Annotated in this window: 15 protein-coding genes; 3 read left to right on the top strand and 12 right to left on the bottom strand. The window is 59.8% G+C overall.

From position 1 onward, the window contains the following. The first annotated feature begins 4 nt into the window (after positions 1 to 4). Positions 5 to 1273, top strand: coding sequence for a DUF3748 domain-containing protein (locus AC1V0D_RS19020; protein ID WP_482907884.1), 1269 nt, complete (start codon positions 5 to 7; stop codon positions 1271 to 1273). On the opposite strand, the gene AC1V0D_RS19015 is transcribed toward AC1V0D_RS19020, so the two are convergent. Next, on the bottom strand, positions 1239 to 1607 hold the full coding sequence (locus AC1V0D_RS19015; protein WP_033736117.1) for a YceK/YidQ family lipoprotein: 369 nt from the start codon (positions 1605 to 1607) through the stop codon (positions 1239 to 1241). The genes AC1V0D_RS19020 and AC1V0D_RS19015 overlap by 35 nt on opposite strands. A 290-nt stretch (positions 1608 to 1897) precedes the next feature. Between AC1V0D_RS19015 and ibpA the strand changes: the two genes are divergently transcribed. Beyond that, the gene (gene ibpA, locus AC1V0D_RS19010) at positions 1898 to 2314 is read left to right on the top strand and encodes a small heat shock chaperone IbpA (RefSeq protein WP_009088277.1); all 417 of its coding nucleotides are present in this window, start codon (positions 1898 to 1900) and stop codon (positions 2312 to 2314) included. A gap of 291 nt (positions 2315 to 2605) precedes the next feature. Here ibpA and AC1V0D_RS19005 read toward each other — a convergent pair whose 3' ends face one another. Genes AC1V0D_RS19005 through AC1V0D_RS18980 form a run of 6 tightly spaced genes read right to left on the bottom strand, consistent with a single transcriptional unit; the run spans position 2606 to position 8325 of the window. Further along, positions 2606 to 3517 carry an EamA family transporter gene (locus AC1V0D_RS19005; RefSeq protein ID WP_154929050.1) on the bottom strand — a complete coding sequence of 304 codons (912 nt, stop codon included), beginning with the start codon at positions 3515 to 3517 and terminating at the stop codon, positions 2606 to 2608. Between the two features lie 21 nt (positions 3518 to 3538). Then, positions 3539 to 4039 carry a YbaK/EbsC family protein gene (locus AC1V0D_RS19000; RefSeq protein WP_482907883.1) on the bottom strand — a complete coding sequence of 167 codons (501 nt, stop codon included), beginning with the start codon at positions 4037 to 4039 and terminating at the stop codon, positions 3539 to 3541. A gap of 29 nt (positions 4040 to 4068) precedes the next feature. Then, complete coding sequence (locus AC1V0D_RS18995) at positions 4069 to 4869, bottom strand: 2OG-Fe(II)-dependent halogenase WelO5 family protein (protein WP_009088271.1); 801 nt, start codon at positions 4867 to 4869, stop codon at positions 4069 to 4071. Positions 4870 to 4874: 5 nt separating this feature from the next. Beyond that, positions 4875 to 5582: a class II glutamine amidotransferase gene (locus AC1V0D_RS18990; protein ID WP_033736116.1), complete on the bottom strand. Its 708-nt coding sequence runs from the start codon at positions 5580 to 5582 to the stop codon at positions 4875 to 4877. Continuing rightward, positions 5570 to 6844 carry an ATP-grasp domain-containing protein gene (locus AC1V0D_RS18985; protein WP_482907882.1) on the bottom strand — a complete coding sequence of 425 codons (1275 nt, stop codon included), beginning with the start codon at positions 6842 to 6844 and terminating at the stop codon, positions 5570 to 5572. The genes AC1V0D_RS18990 and AC1V0D_RS18985 overlap by 13 nt, the downstream gene beginning before the upstream one ends. A 17-nt stretch (positions 6845 to 6861) precedes the next feature. Then, entirely contained in the window at positions 6862 to 8325 is a 1464-nt protein-coding gene (locus AC1V0D_RS18980; RefSeq protein WP_312830080.1) for a hypothetical protein, read from the bottom strand. Between the two features lie 168 nt (positions 8326 to 8493). Between AC1V0D_RS18980 and AC1V0D_RS18975 the strand changes: the two genes are divergently transcribed. After that, complete coding sequence (locus AC1V0D_RS18975) at positions 8494 to 9945, top strand: aminotransferase-like domain-containing protein (RefSeq protein WP_150029950.1); 1452 nt, start codon at positions 8494 to 8496, stop codon at positions 9943 to 9945. Here AC1V0D_RS18975 and AC1V0D_RS18970 read toward each other — a convergent pair. The 5 genes from AC1V0D_RS18970 to AC1V0D_RS18950 all read right to left on the bottom strand — a co-directional run bounded on the left by AC1V0D_RS18970 (position 9942) and on the right by AC1V0D_RS18950 (position 15457). Further along, entirely contained in the window at positions 9942 to 11192 is a 1251-nt protein-coding gene (locus AC1V0D_RS18970; RefSeq protein WP_482907881.1) for a valine--pyruvate transaminase, read from the bottom strand. The genes AC1V0D_RS18975 and AC1V0D_RS18970 overlap by 4 nt on opposite strands. An 81-nt stretch (positions 11193 to 11273) precedes the next feature. Continuing rightward, positions 11274 to 12248 carry a glyoxylate/hydroxypyruvate reductase GhrB gene (gene ghrB, locus AC1V0D_RS18965; RefSeq protein ID WP_009088261.1) on the bottom strand — a complete coding sequence of 325 codons (975 nt, stop codon included), beginning with the start codon at positions 12246 to 12248 and terminating at the stop codon, positions 11274 to 11276. A 172-nt stretch (positions 12249 to 12420) separates the two neighbouring features. Beyond that, entirely contained in the window at positions 12421 to 13701 is a 1281-nt protein-coding gene (locus AC1V0D_RS18960; RefSeq protein WP_009088258.1) for an MFS transporter, read from the bottom strand. A 34-nt stretch (positions 13702 to 13735) separates the two neighbouring features. Then, the gene (locus AC1V0D_RS18955; RefSeq protein WP_009088257.1) at positions 13736 to 14698 is read right to left on the bottom strand and encodes a sugar kinase; all 963 of its coding nucleotides are present in this window, start codon (positions 14696 to 14698) and stop codon (positions 13736 to 13738) included. A gap of 9 nt (positions 14699 to 14707) precedes the next feature. Then, entirely contained in the window at positions 14708 to 15457 is a 750-nt protein-coding gene (locus AC1V0D_RS18950; RefSeq protein WP_482907880.1) for a sugar phosphate isomerase/epimerase, read from the bottom strand. Positions 15458 to 15689: the final 232 nt, after the last annotated feature.

Raw genomic sequence — 15689 nt, 5'->3', positions numbered from 1 at the left:
CACCATGTCAGAAAAACAGATCACCTTTGCTGCCCGTCAGCATCAGCTCACCAATGTCAATGTCTGGACTGCCGACAGCCAGTGGCTGGCATTTGACGTGCGTCCTTCGGGCGCCTCCTTTACCAGCCAGACCATTGAGCGGGTCAATGTGATGACCGGTGAGGTGGAGGTGCTCTATCAGGCACAGCACGGGGCTCATGTCGGCGTGGTGACGGTCAGCCCCGATATGCCGCCGCGCTACGTCTGCATTCATGGCCCGGAACATCCCGATGCCCGGTGGCAGTATGATTTCCATCACCGCCGCGGGGTGATCGTTCAGAACGCCACCGCTGTCAATCTGGATGCCTGCGATATCACGCCACCCTTTACGCCTGGCGCGCTGCGGGGCGGGTCGCATGTGCATGTCTTCAGTCCCGACGGTTCACGCCTGAGCTTTACCTACAATGACCATGTCATGCATGAACGGGATACCCGGCTGGATCTGCGCAACGTCGGCATCGCAGTGCCGCTGCGCGCAGTCTCGCCGGTTAAGCAGCATCCGCGAGAGTATGACGGCAGCTACTTTTGCCTGCTGGTGAGCGAGACGCATCCGGCACCGCAGCCGGGCAGCGACCAGATCAACCGCGCCTATGAAGAGTGCTGGATCGGTAACCGCGGCTATCAGAAACCGGACGGCCGCTGGCAGCGCTGGGCTATCGCGTTCATCGGCGACACGCTGACGGCGGAGGGAGAGAAGCGTCCTGAAGTGTTTGTTGTTGATCTGCCCGAAGCCCTGGACGATTACGCCCGGGCCGGTGCCAGCCCGCTGGAGGGCAGCAGCCAGCAGTTGCCTGCGCCCCCGGCTGGCGTCAGGCAGCGCCGTCTGACGTACGGTCGTGGTCTGGCGCTGCAACCGCGCCACTGGCTGCGCAGCGCGCCCGATGGCAGCCAGATTGCGTTTCTGATGGCAGATGAGGGAGGGGTGATCCAGCTCTGGACGGTCTCTCCCAACGGCGGCGAACCGCGTCAGGTGACCCGTCTCGGCAGCAGCATTGAGTCCGCCTTCAGCTGGCATCCTGATGGCCAGGCCGTCGCCTTTATCTGTGATAACAGCGTGATGCGATGTGACGCTGAGAGCGGCGAGTGCCAGCGTCTGACGCGCAGAACGGATGACGCCCCCTCAGGCGACGCGGTCGTCTGGTCACCTGACGGCACGCAGATTGCGTATATGCGTGAGGTGGAGGGCTGGCGGCAGCTGTTTACGGTTGCGGCTGAGGGCGCAGCGGAGGCATAGGCTGCGCCTGCGCCAGGCTCTCCTGCGTGTGCGCCAGCTTTTCGCTCTGCAGAATGCGTTCCCGCGGGGAGTCGAGTGATTTATCTTTGTCGCTGCGGTAGTAGTCCCACGGCAGCAGCAGCGTATCCATCACGGCGGAGAAAGGAAGATCGATCAGCGCCAGCGGCTTCAGCGCCCAGCTGGTGTCCCCGTCGGTCAGCATATCCGCGCTGGCCCGGGTGCCTGGATAATAGCCCTGACTCGCACCTGTGTGTGACATCACGCTGGAACAACCGGTTGTCGCCATTGCGCAGCAAACCATTCCAGCCAGAGGTAAGGTCTTCATCAATTTCATTATCATCATCCCTTCAGCCCTGACATGCGCCGGGCTGAGTTGGCTTGCCAGACAACGTCAACACTCTGGGGCGAAGTCCGTTCGGGTCTGACAAAAGGTGTTCTGAGTGTATGTCATTTCCTGAGATTGGCGAAAAAAATTGCATTCTGCACGCTTGAAAATTCTCCTTTGGCACCCATTTTTAGTTTACGGACGCGCTCACCGTCGCCGAAAGGGACAGTGAGGTGCCGGATCCAGCCTGTCCAGTAGTGGAAGGTTGCCAAAACTTGCTGAAATTCAGGAGTCTTAATATGCGTAACTTTGATCTCACCCCACTTTATCGCTCAGCTATCGGTTTCGATCGCCTGTTTAACCTGCTCGAATCAAACCAGAATCAGAGCAACGGGGGTTATCCTCCCTATAACGTTGAACTGGTCGATGAAAATCACTACCGCATTACCATCGCGGTGGCCGGTTTCTCTCAGAGCGAGCTTGATATCACAGCGCACGACAATGTGCTGACTGTACGGGGTGCCCATCCGGAAGAGCAGGCCGAGCGTAAATACCTGTATCAGGGTATCGCCGAGCGTAACTTCGAGCGTAAATTCCAGCTTGCCGACCACATCGTGGTGCGCGACGCCCGTCTCGAAAATGGTCTGCTGAGTATCGATCTTGAACGTCTGGTGCCGGAAGAAGCCAAACCACGCCGTATTGAGATTCTGAAGTAATTTCTGAAGTAACCATAAAAAACGCCGCTAATGCGGCGTTTTTCGTTTTTAAGATCAGTGGAGATTCATAAGGCAAAAAATGTTGCTCCGATCCCCTGTTTCAGACGGCTGATAAGTTCAAAGCGATGGGAGCATACGCCTGTAGCAAAGCATCGCGGACCAGGGATGGGCCGCGCTGAGCATGCCAGGGATGGCGTCTATTGCGTCTTTGCGAAAGCGTATGCTCCCTGAGCCTGTCACCTGACCTCAAGGCGATATTTTTTGCCCTTATATCTGACGCCGGCCTTGCCCTTACGGCTGCGTTCGCATCGCGAAACGCTGTCCCAGCACGCCGCCAAACACGTTGATCAGCAGGCCGGCAATAATCACCGAGGCGCCCAGCATCTGCTGCCCGGAAAGATGCTCATCCAGCACCAGCGCAGCAGTAACGATCCCGACCACCGGCACCAGCAGCGACAGCGGGGCAACGCGCCAGGTTTCGTAGCGGCTGAGCAGATTTCCCCAGATGGCGTAGCCGACGATGGTGGCGACAAAGGCCAGATAGAAGAGCGCCAGTACCGTCTGCAGCCCGATGTGCAGCAGGCTGCTGACGATAGCCTCCTGCCCCTCAAACAGCAGCGAGCAGGCAAAGAAGGGAATGACCGGCACCAGCGCACTCCAGACCACCAGCGACATAATCGGCACGCTGCGATTCCGCATAATGATCTTGTTGGTAATGTTACCCAGCCCCCATGACAGGGCCGCCGACAGCGTCAGCATCATGGTGGTCAGCGTAATGCCGGCGCTGGTCTGTCCTTCCATGCCTGCCGTCGCCAGCAGAAACATCCCCAGCGTGGCGATGATAATCCCGGTGATGTGGTTCCAGCGCAGCTTCTCCGCCAGCAGCAGCGCCCCCAGCAGCAGGGTAAAGAACGCCTGCGCCTGCAGCACCAGGGAGGCCAGGCCTGCTGGCATACCGAGCTGAATCGCCAGGAAGAGAAACGCAAACTGACCAAAACTGATGGTCATACCGTAAACCACCAGCCAGCGCAGCGGGATCGGCGGACGGCGGACAAAGAAAATGGCAGGGAAGGCGACCAGCGTGAATCGCAGTCCGGCGAGCAGAAAAGGCGGCATCCCCTGCAGCCCCAGCTTGATCACCACAAAATTGACGCCCCACGCCACCACCACGCACAACGCTAACAGCATATCTTTTACCGACATCAGAAACTCCTTGAGCCGCCGTCAGGCGGTGATCGCAATCGGGGTCGCGATGTCAGTACAGCACGCTTCCCCCACGATGCGAAAATAGTCATCTACAGCCAGCGCGATCGATTTATCCAGCTCGCCCGCGTTAAACCATAACGTTCCGACCTGCTGGAGCCGGGTATCGACCCGCAGCGCCAGCCGGTCATCAAAACTGAATGGCGGTACCGCGCCCATCACACAGCCGGTCAGCGTCTGCGCCAGCTCCGGCGCGGCGAAAGAGGATTTCTTTCCGCCGATGGCGCGCGCCGCACTTTTAAAATTGATCCGGCAGTCGCCCGGCACAATCGCCAGCAGCGGACGCGGCGGCGCGCCGTCCGGCATAACGACCTCCAGCACCATCGCCTTAGCCGCCTGACCCAGTGCATTACCGCGTATCTGGCTGATCTGGTCGGTCTGCCCTATCGCCTCATGCTCCACGACGCGGTAGCTGGCCTGATGCTGATCCAGCAGCGCGGTGATTTTTTCAAACGTCGTCATATCCCTCTCCTTGTCTGGCCCGGACCGGATTAACTCCAGGCGATAGCGTGTTTCATTTTTTTATCGGTCAGCCCGAAAAAGAATCCCATGGTGATGCGGGTATCACCTTCAACCCGATCAATCTCGTGATAAAAAGCGGGATTAAACAGATAGATATCGCCACTGCGTGGTGAAAATTCGCAGACTTCGCTGTGTTCAATCACCTCAGCGGGATAGCCCAGCTCACCGGCCGTTTTGAACCGCTCATCCTCCGGTGCCCATTTTTTGTTGTAGATCCGCAGCGCCCCGCCCGCGTTGCACTCCTGCAGGCAGACCACGCAGCTGAGCTGATGGAGAATCTGCGTCACCGCCAGCCCGGTTCCGGCGGCATCACGCACGATATTGTCGTTGTGTAACGGGTTCGCGACGCCATCGGCATGAAACCGCACGATAGAACCGGCATAGTCGCCGTGGCCCGGCTCCTGGGCGATGCGCAGGCTCTCCAGCCGCAGCGCATGCTGAACCCAGAGGTAGATCTGCTCACGCAGGGTGGTGAGTGAAGGGGGCAGCGCCGGCTGGATATCGCGCAGCTCGGTAAAATAGTTATCGGGCTCTGCGGTGTGACGCGCCAGATAGGGACCGAGCGTGGTCAGCGCGCCATTCGGATAGTGAGAAACACGGATCTTTTCCCGGCAGCGCTGCAGATCCGCCACCACCGCTTCCCGCACCTCCGGCGTCAGGAAATTACGCAGCACCAGCAGCGGCACACGCGCCGTGACGATGTCATCCAGCCAGGTCGACTCCACAAACATGCTGGGATTAATCACGCGGAACTGATTGAAAATAGCCATGTTTATCACTCCCTAAACGGAATTTCATAGAGTTCATGATTGTTCATTCGCCGCCAGCTGCCGGCGCTGCCTGGTATTGTCACGGGTTCAGAAGCGATCAGCGTGCAATCCTCCTGTTGCCGAAAATGCATCGTAAAATAGTCAGGCCAGGGGGTGTCGTGGGGATACCACTGCCACGCCCAGGCTTTGTCACGGGTGACGAAAATGGCATTGCCTGCGCTGCCGCCGGGTTCCACCTGCGCCATCTTTGCGCGCAGATAGTCGCGGGTGAAGTCGGCGGGCGTGGTCTGATCGACCAGGTAGCGCAGGTACTCTTCTGAATCGAAACGGGATTCCGCCAGGCCAAGCTGGCGGTGGATGGTCGGCAGAAAGCCGTTGTGCATCATGTACCACTGATGACCCGCGCTGTGGCGCGTCAGCGGATGAGAAAAGGCCAGCCCCTGATTTTTACTCAGCGTGGCGTGGCGCACATGCACGGCCAGAAACGGACTGCGCAGCCGATCCACATCGATGTCCGGCAGCGCCTCCGCAAACGCGCCCGTGCCGTGCAGGGTGCGGATCTCCCCCGCTTCCAGCCACAGGCAGCCCCAGCCGTTGGGATGGGATTTGATTGGGCCATCGTGTTCGGCTCCTTCGCCGCAGCTCATGGCGCGCGCCGCCTCCAGAATCTGTGCGCTGTCGAACCTGCCATGCGCCAGAATCATTCTGCACATACTTTGTCTCTCCCGGCGGTCACCGGCTGCGCGGCAATCACCTGCTGAAAAAGGGTCATAACGGGCTCCCGCGTCGGGGCGCTGAGGCTGAAGGTCGCCAGAATGCCGGCGTGACGGGTGAGATCGGCGTAGAGCGATGAGCGGGATGACACCTGCAACGCAGGCAACCGGAGGGGGGGTAACAGCGCGCCCTGCTGATGCTGTTCGATCCAGCGTTCCGCCGCCTGCAGCTGTGCGGGCTGGCGCAGGCGCAGCTGGCCAACAGCGCGCGACGTGCTCAGGGCAAAGGCAGGCAGGGTGCCTCCCGCCTCCAGCCGGAAAGTCACCTCAGCCCAGTTGATACCGGTCGCCTCCTCAACCAGCGTCGCCACCCCCATGCCAGAGAGCCGGAACCCCATCTCCAGAAAATGCGGCACGCCGTTGACCACAATGAAATCGATATGAAACGCGCCCTGACGGTAGCCAAAGGTTTCGCAGCAGAAGGTCATGAGACCGCTGAACGCGGCGGGCAGCGCCGCTGCTGCCATCGCCACATGCCCCGACTCATAAAAGCTGACGCAGCCTTCGCTGTCCCGGTGCTGCTCAATCACCTTCTGGCAGCAGGTCAGCGCCCGGGGATGCCCCTGCGCGACCACACCCTGTAGCGAAAACTCCTCGCCGATCAGGGCGCTTTCCACGATAAAGCCGCTGAAGCCGCGCCCGCCATAGTTCATGGTCTGCACCAGCTGCTTCACCACGCTGCGCAGCTGATCGGCCCGCTCAATCAGCCAGATGCCCAGCCCGCCGCCGCCATCTACCGGTTTGACGACGCAGGGGTAGATGAGCGCCTGCTCCGCATCCAGAATGCTGAGCGGCGAGGCAAAAAAGCGGAACTCCGGCTGCGGGAAGCGCGGCCAGGCTTTTTTCAGCGCCATGCGCTGCGCATATTTATCCAGCGGGATAAAGGCGGCGGGCGCGTCCGGCCCGGCCAGCATGTCGCGCAGTCGCCCGGCGCTGGCGTTGTAAGCTTCAAAGCCCGCCAGCACCACCAGCGGATGCGCCAGTAAACCGGCGTGCAGATAAGCCTGCATCACCTCCCACGGATTCTCAGGGCGGTCGAGGCGAATAATCAGATCAAAAGGCAGCGCCAGGCTTAGTGACTGGTAATCGACAAAGTCGCCCATTTCCGCCAGCACGGTGAAATAGCCTTCGCGCTTTGCCACCGCGCAGTAAGGGTTCTGTCCATCGCGGGTGGCGCCAATTTGCAGAAAAATCTTTTTCATCGCCTCGCCTTACCGGGTTATCGCCCGGAGATGACTTCTGTCACCGTGTCATTGAGCACACCGTTACTGACCTGAATCACCGCTTTGTGGGGATCGAAGCGCAGCACGCGCGACAGGGGATCGGGGCTTTTGCCCTCCAGCAGCGAACTGACCGGCTTGCTCTGCCAGCAGTGGCGCATCTGTGTCAGCGTCATGCCGGAGAGGTGCGTTAACGCCCTGGCCAGCGCGACATCCTGACTGCGTTGCTCAAGCAGGTCGCGGATAGCGGCCTCTTCCAGCGCGATCTGCTGCCCGGTCAGCCAGTGACCGAGCTGCTGGCCCTGTCCCAGAAAGGGCGAGTAGATCATGCAGATCAGCTGCGCTTCGCTGAGGTCAAACGTCTGCACGGCGAACGCGGCTGCGCGCTGCCGCTGCTGCCGGATCGCGGCGTCATCCTGATAGCGCGCCGCCATCTCGTCGATCAGCTGCGGGGGAAAATCTTTCTTCACCATCAGCCCCAGCGCAAAACGCACATATTCACGGATCCCCTCGGCGTAGCTGCGCTGCAGGAGCGTTTCGGCCCGCAGTCCGCGCAGATGCGCCATCAGCGTCGGGTTACCGCAGTCGGACTCAGAAAAGCTGAACATCAGTTCATCAAACCGGAAGCCCATAAAGTCGCTGAGCAGCGCCCAGTGCGCACCTGCTTCATAGGCCGTGTCCTGATAGATATTGAAGAAGAGCGGATCGCGCGCCAGCTGATGGGTGATGCGGTGCGCGGGAGTGAGCTGGCCGGCCCCGTAGATGTCGCTGAAGTAGCGCTCTGCGACGCCATCCAGCGTCTGCAGGAACCCGCTGAAGCCACGGCTTTTTTCCGCGACCGGCGCATCAAACAGTCGTGAGAGGTGCCGCGCCCAGGCAACATAGGCGGCCTGCTCCTGCGGCGAATCGCCGGTGATAATCATATCCACACCGCCGTTGTAGTCCGCCGCAAGGCCAAAGGAGTTGACCATGCTGAGGTTGCAGGCGTTGCAGAAGGTGGAGCGCGCATCGGCGCGAAAGCGGTGGCCATTCATCAGCACATCGTTGCGGTTCTGCTCACGCACGCTGTCCGGCATCGGCAGATCGCGGGCGAAAGGGCGGATCAGCAGACCATCCACCACCAGACAGGTCACCCGTTCATCGTCATGCATCGCCAGCGACTGATAAACGCGGTGAATATTATCCATGACGCTCTGGTTCATCGCCGCGTGACGGTTGGTGCTGACCCGCAGATGAAAGGTGGTGCCCTGCTGCTGCCAAATCAGCCCCTGAATGTAGCGCACGTAAGCCACCATGTAGCTGCTGTCTTTGCCGCCGCCATAGGCGAGCAGGACGCGGTTGTTCTCAGGCTGCTTATCGGGTAACGCCGCCAGCAGACGGGCCGAACAGCGCTGAGCCGACGCGATGATGGCCGGTGAGAGATACGCTTCCATTGCTTTCATCATGGCGGGCAGATTATTCATCTTTCACATTTTCCTTAGGTGAACGGCCTGCCGTTATGGCCACAGGCCCGACGGCAGCCGGGCGCTGTGCGCCGTTTAGCGTCATGAATAATTAAGAGATGCAGCCTAAAGTACTTTGAATGTACTCTGTTGAATATGCACAGATCAGCGCGATATGGGGTGGAACAGATGACCGGGGTTATCGGGGAACAGGAGAGTCAGAGCAGCCGTTATCGCCAGATAGCAGAACAGATTAAACAGGCAATCCATGCCGGTTCACTGGCACCCGACAGCCGCCTGCCCTCGGTGCGCACCCTGGCGACACAGTACAATGTCAGCCTCACCACTGCCCTGAAAACCCTGCGTACGCTGGAAGATGAGCGCTACGCCGTCGCCCGCCCGAAGTCGGGCTTTTTTGTTGCCCCACAGCGGCCCGCTTCGCGTGCGTTACCCGCCGTCAGCGAACAGCCGCGCGCCATCGCCCCGCTGGATGAGCAGACCGAACTGCATCTGGCGATGCTCGGATCAGACTGCCGGGTGCGCCTCGATCTGGCGAACGGCGACAGTGCCCTCTATCCGATCAGGCGGATTGGCCTGCTGATGCGCCAGATGGGTTACAGCAAACCCGCCCTGCTCGGTAACACGGTGAAGGGCACCGGCTATGCGCCGCTGAAAACGGAGATTGCCCGGCGCGCGGTCGATTACGGCTGCAATATCAGCGCCGACGATATTCTGATCACCAACGGCTGCATTGAGGCGATCTCGCTGTCACTGCGCGCCACCACGCAGCCAGGCGATGTGGTGGCGGTGGAGTCCCCCTGCTATTTCGTCCTGCTGCAGATGCTGCATAACCTCAATTTACGGGTGATTGAAGTGGAAGCCGGGCCGGAAGGCTATGTGAATGTGGCAACCCTCACCCGTCTGTTTCAGCGCAAAGCGGTGCGGGTCTTTCTGACGCTGTGCAACGTCAACAATCCGCTGGGAAAAAGCATTCCCAACGAGCAGAAAGCCTATATTGCGCGCCAGGCCGATGAAAACGATGTGGTGATCATTGAGGATGATATTTTTGGCGATACCGCCTTTGGTGAGCGTCGCCCTTTCCCAATGCGCGCCTTCAGCCCCAATGCTATTCTCTGCAGCGGCTTCTCGAAAACCGTGGCACCCGGCATCCGCATCGGCTGGGTCCACAGCGTCAACTACATGCGTAAGATCGCCTCGCTGAAATATACCTCCACCATGGGCACCTCGGTGCTGTCGCAGGCGGCGGTGGCGGAACTGCTGCGCAGCGGCGGCTATGATGCTCACCTGCGCAAGCTGCGGCGCGAACTGGCGCGGCAAATCAGCGAAATGCGTCAGTCGGTGCTGCGGGAGTTTCCGGCCGGGACAACGGTCTCCGACCCGGAAGGGGGATATGTGCTGTGGGTCGCCATGCCGCCGCAGGCGCTGAACGTGCGCGAACTGTTTCTGAAGGCGCGCAACGCGGGCATCGGGATTGCGCCGGGCCATATTTTTGCCACCGATCAGCGCTACGATCACTGTTTCCGGCTGAATGCCGGTTTTGGCTGGAATGCGGAAGTGGAACAGGCGATCCGACAGCTGGCGCAGTGGTGCCAGCTGTCGTTAACCGACGCGCAGGCTTAGCTGTCGCGCCAGGCGTTCTCTACCTCTTCCGCCAGAATCTGCACCGCCCGCTCGATGTTCTCCGCATCCGGCACGTAGTTCATCCGCATACACTGGTGGGTGTGCGGCCACGCCTGCTCCAGCCCCGGAAAGAAGAAGTGGCCCGGCACCATCAGCACCCCGCGCGCTTTCAGCCGCTGATAGAGCGTTTCCGTGGTGATCGGCAGATCGCGGAACCAGAGCCAGAGGAAAATCGCCCCTTCCGGCTTGTGGATCAGGCAGCGCTCTTCTGACAGATGGCGGCGCAGGATCGCAATCGTCTGCGCAACCTTCTGCTGATAAAACGGCTTAATCACCTCTTCGGAGAGCCGCAGCAGATCGCCGCGACGAATCATCTCATTGGCGATGGCCGGGCCAATACTGCCGGGGGCCAGGCTGATGATGCCGTTCATGTTGCTCAGCGCAGAGATGGTCTTCTCGTCTGCGATAATGATGCCGCAGCGCGCGCCCGGCAGGCCAAGTTTCGACAGGCTCATGCAGAGAATAATGTTGGGATTCCACAGCGGACGCACTTCGCTGAAGATGATGCCGGGGAACGGCACGCCGTAGGCATTGTCGATCAGCAGCGGCACATCATGCTGCTGCGCCAGCGCATCCAGCTGGATCAGCTCCTCATCGGTGATCACGTTGCCGGTGGGGTTGGTCGGACGCGAGACGCAGATCAGCCCGACCTCATCATTCATCGGCAGATGCTCGAAATCGACATGATATTTAAACTGTCCCTCCGGCAGCAGCTCAATGTTCGGCTTCGCCGACACAAACAGCTCCTCTTCCAGACCGGCATCCGCATAGCCGAGGTACTCAGGCGCCAGCGGAAACAGCACCCGCTTTTTGCTGCCGTCGGCGCGGCGACCGGCAAACAGGTTAAACAGATAGAAGAAGGCGCTCTGGCTGCCGTTAGTCAGCGCGATATTCTGCGCGGTAATCGGCCAGCCAAGCTGGTCGCGCAGCAGCCCGGCCAGTGACTCCAGCAGCGTCGCTTTGCCGCGCGGGCCGTCGTAATTGCACAGTGCTTCGCTGAGTTTGCCCTCCTCATGCATCTGCAGCAGCAGCTGCTGAAAGTAGTCGTTCATGGCCGGGATCTGCGCCGGATTACCGCCGCCAAGCATGATGGTGCCGGGCGTACGCAGGCCTGCGCCCATATCTTCCATCAGACGTGAAATGCCGGAATGTTGGGTAAATTTGTCGCCGAACTGAGAAAAGGACATAGCGGTTAAAAATTTGTGATTGCGAATCGGGGGTTCACCATAACGCCCGCCATCGGCGGGCGCAATGGAAAGGCGTGGCGATTATTTCAGCGCCTGAGGGTTAACGCAGTTTTTATCGACGTTTCCGCCGAGCGCGGCGATAAGATTCTCTACCGCATCCTGCATCATGCCGTAGCGGGTTTCGTGGGTGGCAGAACCGATGTGCGGCAGCGTCACCACGTTCGGCAACGACAGTAGCGGAGAGTCGGCAGGAACCGGCTCCTGCTCAAACACATCCAGCCCGGCGGCGTGCAGTTTGCCCGCTTGCAGCGCGGCGATCAGCGCCTTCTCATCCACCACCGGCCCGCGACCGGCGTTGATCAGTACCGCATCCGGCTTCATCAGTTCCAGCTCGGCAGCCCCAATCAGATGGTGGGTTTCGTCAGTCAGCGGCAGGCTGATGCAGACAAAATCACTCTGCTGCAGCAGCTCTTTCAGTTCGCAGCGCTGCGCGCCAAAGCGCGACTGCGCCTCCTCATGCTCACGGCGCGCGTTGTAGAGGATTTTCATGCCGAAGCCAAAGTGGGCGCGCTGCGCCAGCGCCATCCCGATCCGTCCCATGCCGAGAATGCCCAGCGTTTTATGGTGTACGTCGATGCCGAACTGCGCAGGTCCAATGCTCTTCTGCCAGTGGCCCGCTTTGACCCAGGCATCCAGCTCCGGCACCCGACGCGCGGTGCTCAGCACCAGCGCCATCATGGTGTCAGCCACGGTTTCCGTCAGCACGGTCGGGGTGTGCATCAGCACCACATGACGCGCATTCAGCGCCGCCACGTCAAAATTGTCATAGCCCACCGAGACACTGGAGCAGACGCGCAGATTAGGCATGTTCGCCAGCAGCTCGCCATTCACTTTTCCGCCCGATCCCAGCAGGCCCTCGGCCTGGCGGAACGCCGCAGCGTGCTGCTGCTGGCTCTCTGGCGAAAGATTGCTCACTTCCGTCACGTCACACTGTTCAGCCAGGCGCGCATAGAGGTCGTCAGGCAGTTTTTTATAGAGAATTACAGCGGGTTTCATTCAGTGGCTCCCGATCAAACAAATAAGTAGCGGGCGGCTTGCGGGCCGCCCGGAGAAAACAGAGGCTGACGTTTACGCCCGGGCGGCCTCCGTACAGGCCCGGCAAGGCCTGTGCGAACGGTGCAGGCGTTGTGGAGCTGCACCGGGCCATCCCGCTTCAGCGTTTACGCTTTCAGGCCGGTTTTGCGCCCCGCAGCGGCGGCGCTTTGTTCTGCGCCGGTTTCACAATCAGCGTCAGCCACACCGACACCAGCAGAGCCGAACCCATAAAGATGTAGGAGGCTGCCGGGCTGCCGGTCGCCCCATTAAGATAGCCGACGATCCATGAACCGATAAATGACCCCAGTGCACCCATACTGTTGATCAGTGCCATTGCCCCGCCCGCGACGTTGCGTGGCAGCATCTCAGGAATAATGGCGAAGAACGGTCCGTAAGGCGCATACATCGCGGCACCGGCAATCACCAGCAGGGTGTAGGAGGCCCAGAAGTTGCTTGAGCCGACCAGGTAAGAGCCAAGGAACGCCAGCGCCCCCACCAGCAGCAGCGGCCAGACAAACAGCTTACGATTCTGGGTTTTGTCCGACGCCCAGGAGACCACGACCATCGCAATGGTTGCCGCCAGATAAGGCACCGCTGACAGCCAGCCCGCTTCAACCATGCCCATCTGCGTGCCGTTACGCAGAATCGACGGCAGCCACAGCACAAAGCCATATACACCGATGCTCCAGGCAAAATATTGCAGGCAGAGGATGATCACATTGCGGTTGCGGAACGCTTCACCGTAGTTACGCACCGCCTTGATGTTTTCCTGCTCTTTTTGCAGCTCAGCCTGCAGGGCCGCTTTCTCTGCATCGCTCATCCAGCGCGCCTGAGACGGCTTATCCTGCACCAGGAACCACCAGGCAATCGCCCAGATGACCGCCGGAATCCCTTCAATGATAAACATCTCACGCCAGCCGAAGGATTCGATCAGATAGCCCGACACCACCGACATCCAGAGCACCGTGACCGGGTTCCCCAGGATCAGAAAGGTATTGGCGCGCGAACGTTCCGATTTGGTAAACCAGTTGCTGATGTAAATCAGCATGGCCGGCATCACCGCCGCTTCCACCACGCCCAGCACAAAGCGAATCGCTGCCAGCATCGGAATGTTGCTGACCACACCGGTCAGCGATGCACAGCCACCCCACAGGATCAGGCAGCCGAAAATCAGTTTCTTCACGCTGCGGCGTTCGGCATAGATTGCGCCCGGGATCTGGAAAAAGAAGTATCCCAGGAAGAACAGCGCGCCCAGCAGCGAGGACATGCCTTTGGTGATGCCGAGATCGTCATTAATCCCGGCGGCAGAGGCGAAGCTAAAGTTTGCACGATCGAGATACGCCAGGCTGTAGGTGATAAACACGATGGGCATGATGAACCACCAGCGTTTTGGCGCGATTGTCTGCTTTTTCATCGGGAACTCCTGTGTCTGTAGAGGGGCGCGTGAACTACTCGTCGCCCAGTTGCTGACGCGTCGGCAGACCTTCGCTGTCACCAATGACCTGAATCGCCATCGAACCAATTTTGTTGCCGCGGCGAATCGCCTGCGGCAGCGTCTGACCTTCCAGCAGGGCGCTGATCACGCCGACGGCAAAACCGTCACCGGCCCCTACGGTGTCGACCACGTTGTCGACTTTTATCGCCGCCACCTGTCCCTGTTCACCCTGTGCGGTTTTGTACCAGGCGCCGTCACAACCGGTTTTAATCACGACCGCTTTCACACCCTTATCGAGATAGAAATCTGCAATCGCTTCCGGCTGACGGTAACCGGTCAGGATCAGCCCCTCTTTTTCGCCTGGCAGTACCCAGTCGGCATACTCCGCCAGCAGATTGAGCTGCTTACGCATCTCCTCTTCACTGCGCCACAGCACCGGCCGCAGATTGGGATCAAACGAAATGGTTTTCCCACGCGCACGCATCTCTTTGGCCGTGTGCTTCAGCAGTTCCAGTGAACTCTCCGAGAGCGCTGCCGCCACCCCGCTGAGGTGCAGATGGCGTGCCGAGCCAAAGTAGTCCGCGTCAAAATCGTCAACCGACAGATGGCTGGCCGCCGAGCCTTTACGGAAATACTCCACCAGCGGGTCAGAGCCATCATCGACTTTGGATTTCAGCTGGAAACCGGTGGGATAACGGTTATCGACCGTGACCCGGGCGTGGTCAATGCCCTCTTTTTTCAGCTGCTGGCAGATAAAACGACCAAAGGCGTCATCGCCAACCCGGCTGACCCAGCCCACTTTCAGGCCAAGACGCGCCAGGCCGGTCGCGACATTGAGTTCTGCGCCTGCTGCGCGTTTAACAAAGGTCTCTGCGGCGGCGAGATCGCCGGTTTCACGGGCGACAAACATCGCCATCGCTTCCCCGATGGTGACCACATCAAGCGGACCGGTGTGATATTGGGTGTGATGACTCATTTTTACTCCTTACACATTGCGCAGCAGCGACACATAGTGGCGCGTCACCGCAATCAGATCGTCGCCTTCCAGCGGAAATTCAATACCGCGCGGCACCGAGCCGGGCAGCTGTTGCAGCAGGTCACGCCAGCCAGCGTCCGCCTCATCCAGCGCAATTGCCCGGAAACTCTCCTGATGCGGAACGGCAGCTTTGACATGCACATAGCCGACCTGCGCGGCCAGCTGCTGCGCGGCCTGGAAGGCGTTTTCGCCGGTCCAGCACCAGTTCCCCATGTCGAAGGTCATCGTGATCGGTAGCCCGGCTTCCCTGATCGCCGTGAAAAACGCGACGGAGGGGGCGAGTTTGCCCTGTTCGGTCTGATCGTTTTCCACCGTCAGTTCACACGGCAGTGCTGCCAGATGCGCCTGCAGCGTTTCAAGGTGAAGTGCGCCGGTGAAATGTCCCAGCGCAACTTTCAGCCGCTGTGCATTTAACTGGCGTGCTTCTTCAACGTAGTGGGTTATGCGCGGATTGATTTCGCCGCCGTCACAAAACAGCGTATCGGGCACCGAATAGCTGGCCTGAAGCTGATGCTGTGCCACCGCCTGCGCCAGTGCGGGCAGATCGGCCAGCGCCGCGTCATCAAGCAGTTCGCGGCGGATTTCGACGCCATCAGCACCAGCCTGCTGAATGATCGGCAGCAGCGCAGTCTGGCCGCCGAGTGCGGCGATCTGCGCATGGCCATAAGCGGCGGTCACCACAATGATGTCAGGTTTCATGTTCTGCTCCATGGCAGGTTTTTGCGCGTAGCGGATACAAAAACCCTAAATGGAACCGGTTCCAAAGCAAAGCAGCAAACTGTGAAACTATGATCGTGCTCACGAAGCGAGCACGAAGAGAGGTCTGAGGCTTACAAACGCAGGATTGTACGCTAAGTGCATATCAGAGAGCTCCGATGAAGGAAAAAAGTGAGGATTTTTATCATTTTAAGAGGGATGCGGATAGCTATGA

The sequence above is a fragment of the Pantoea sp. PA1 genome (genome assembly GCF_056856975.1).
The sequence above is the reverse complement of the archived record's forward strand: the minus strand, read 5'-3'. Positions and strand labels throughout refer to the sequence as shown.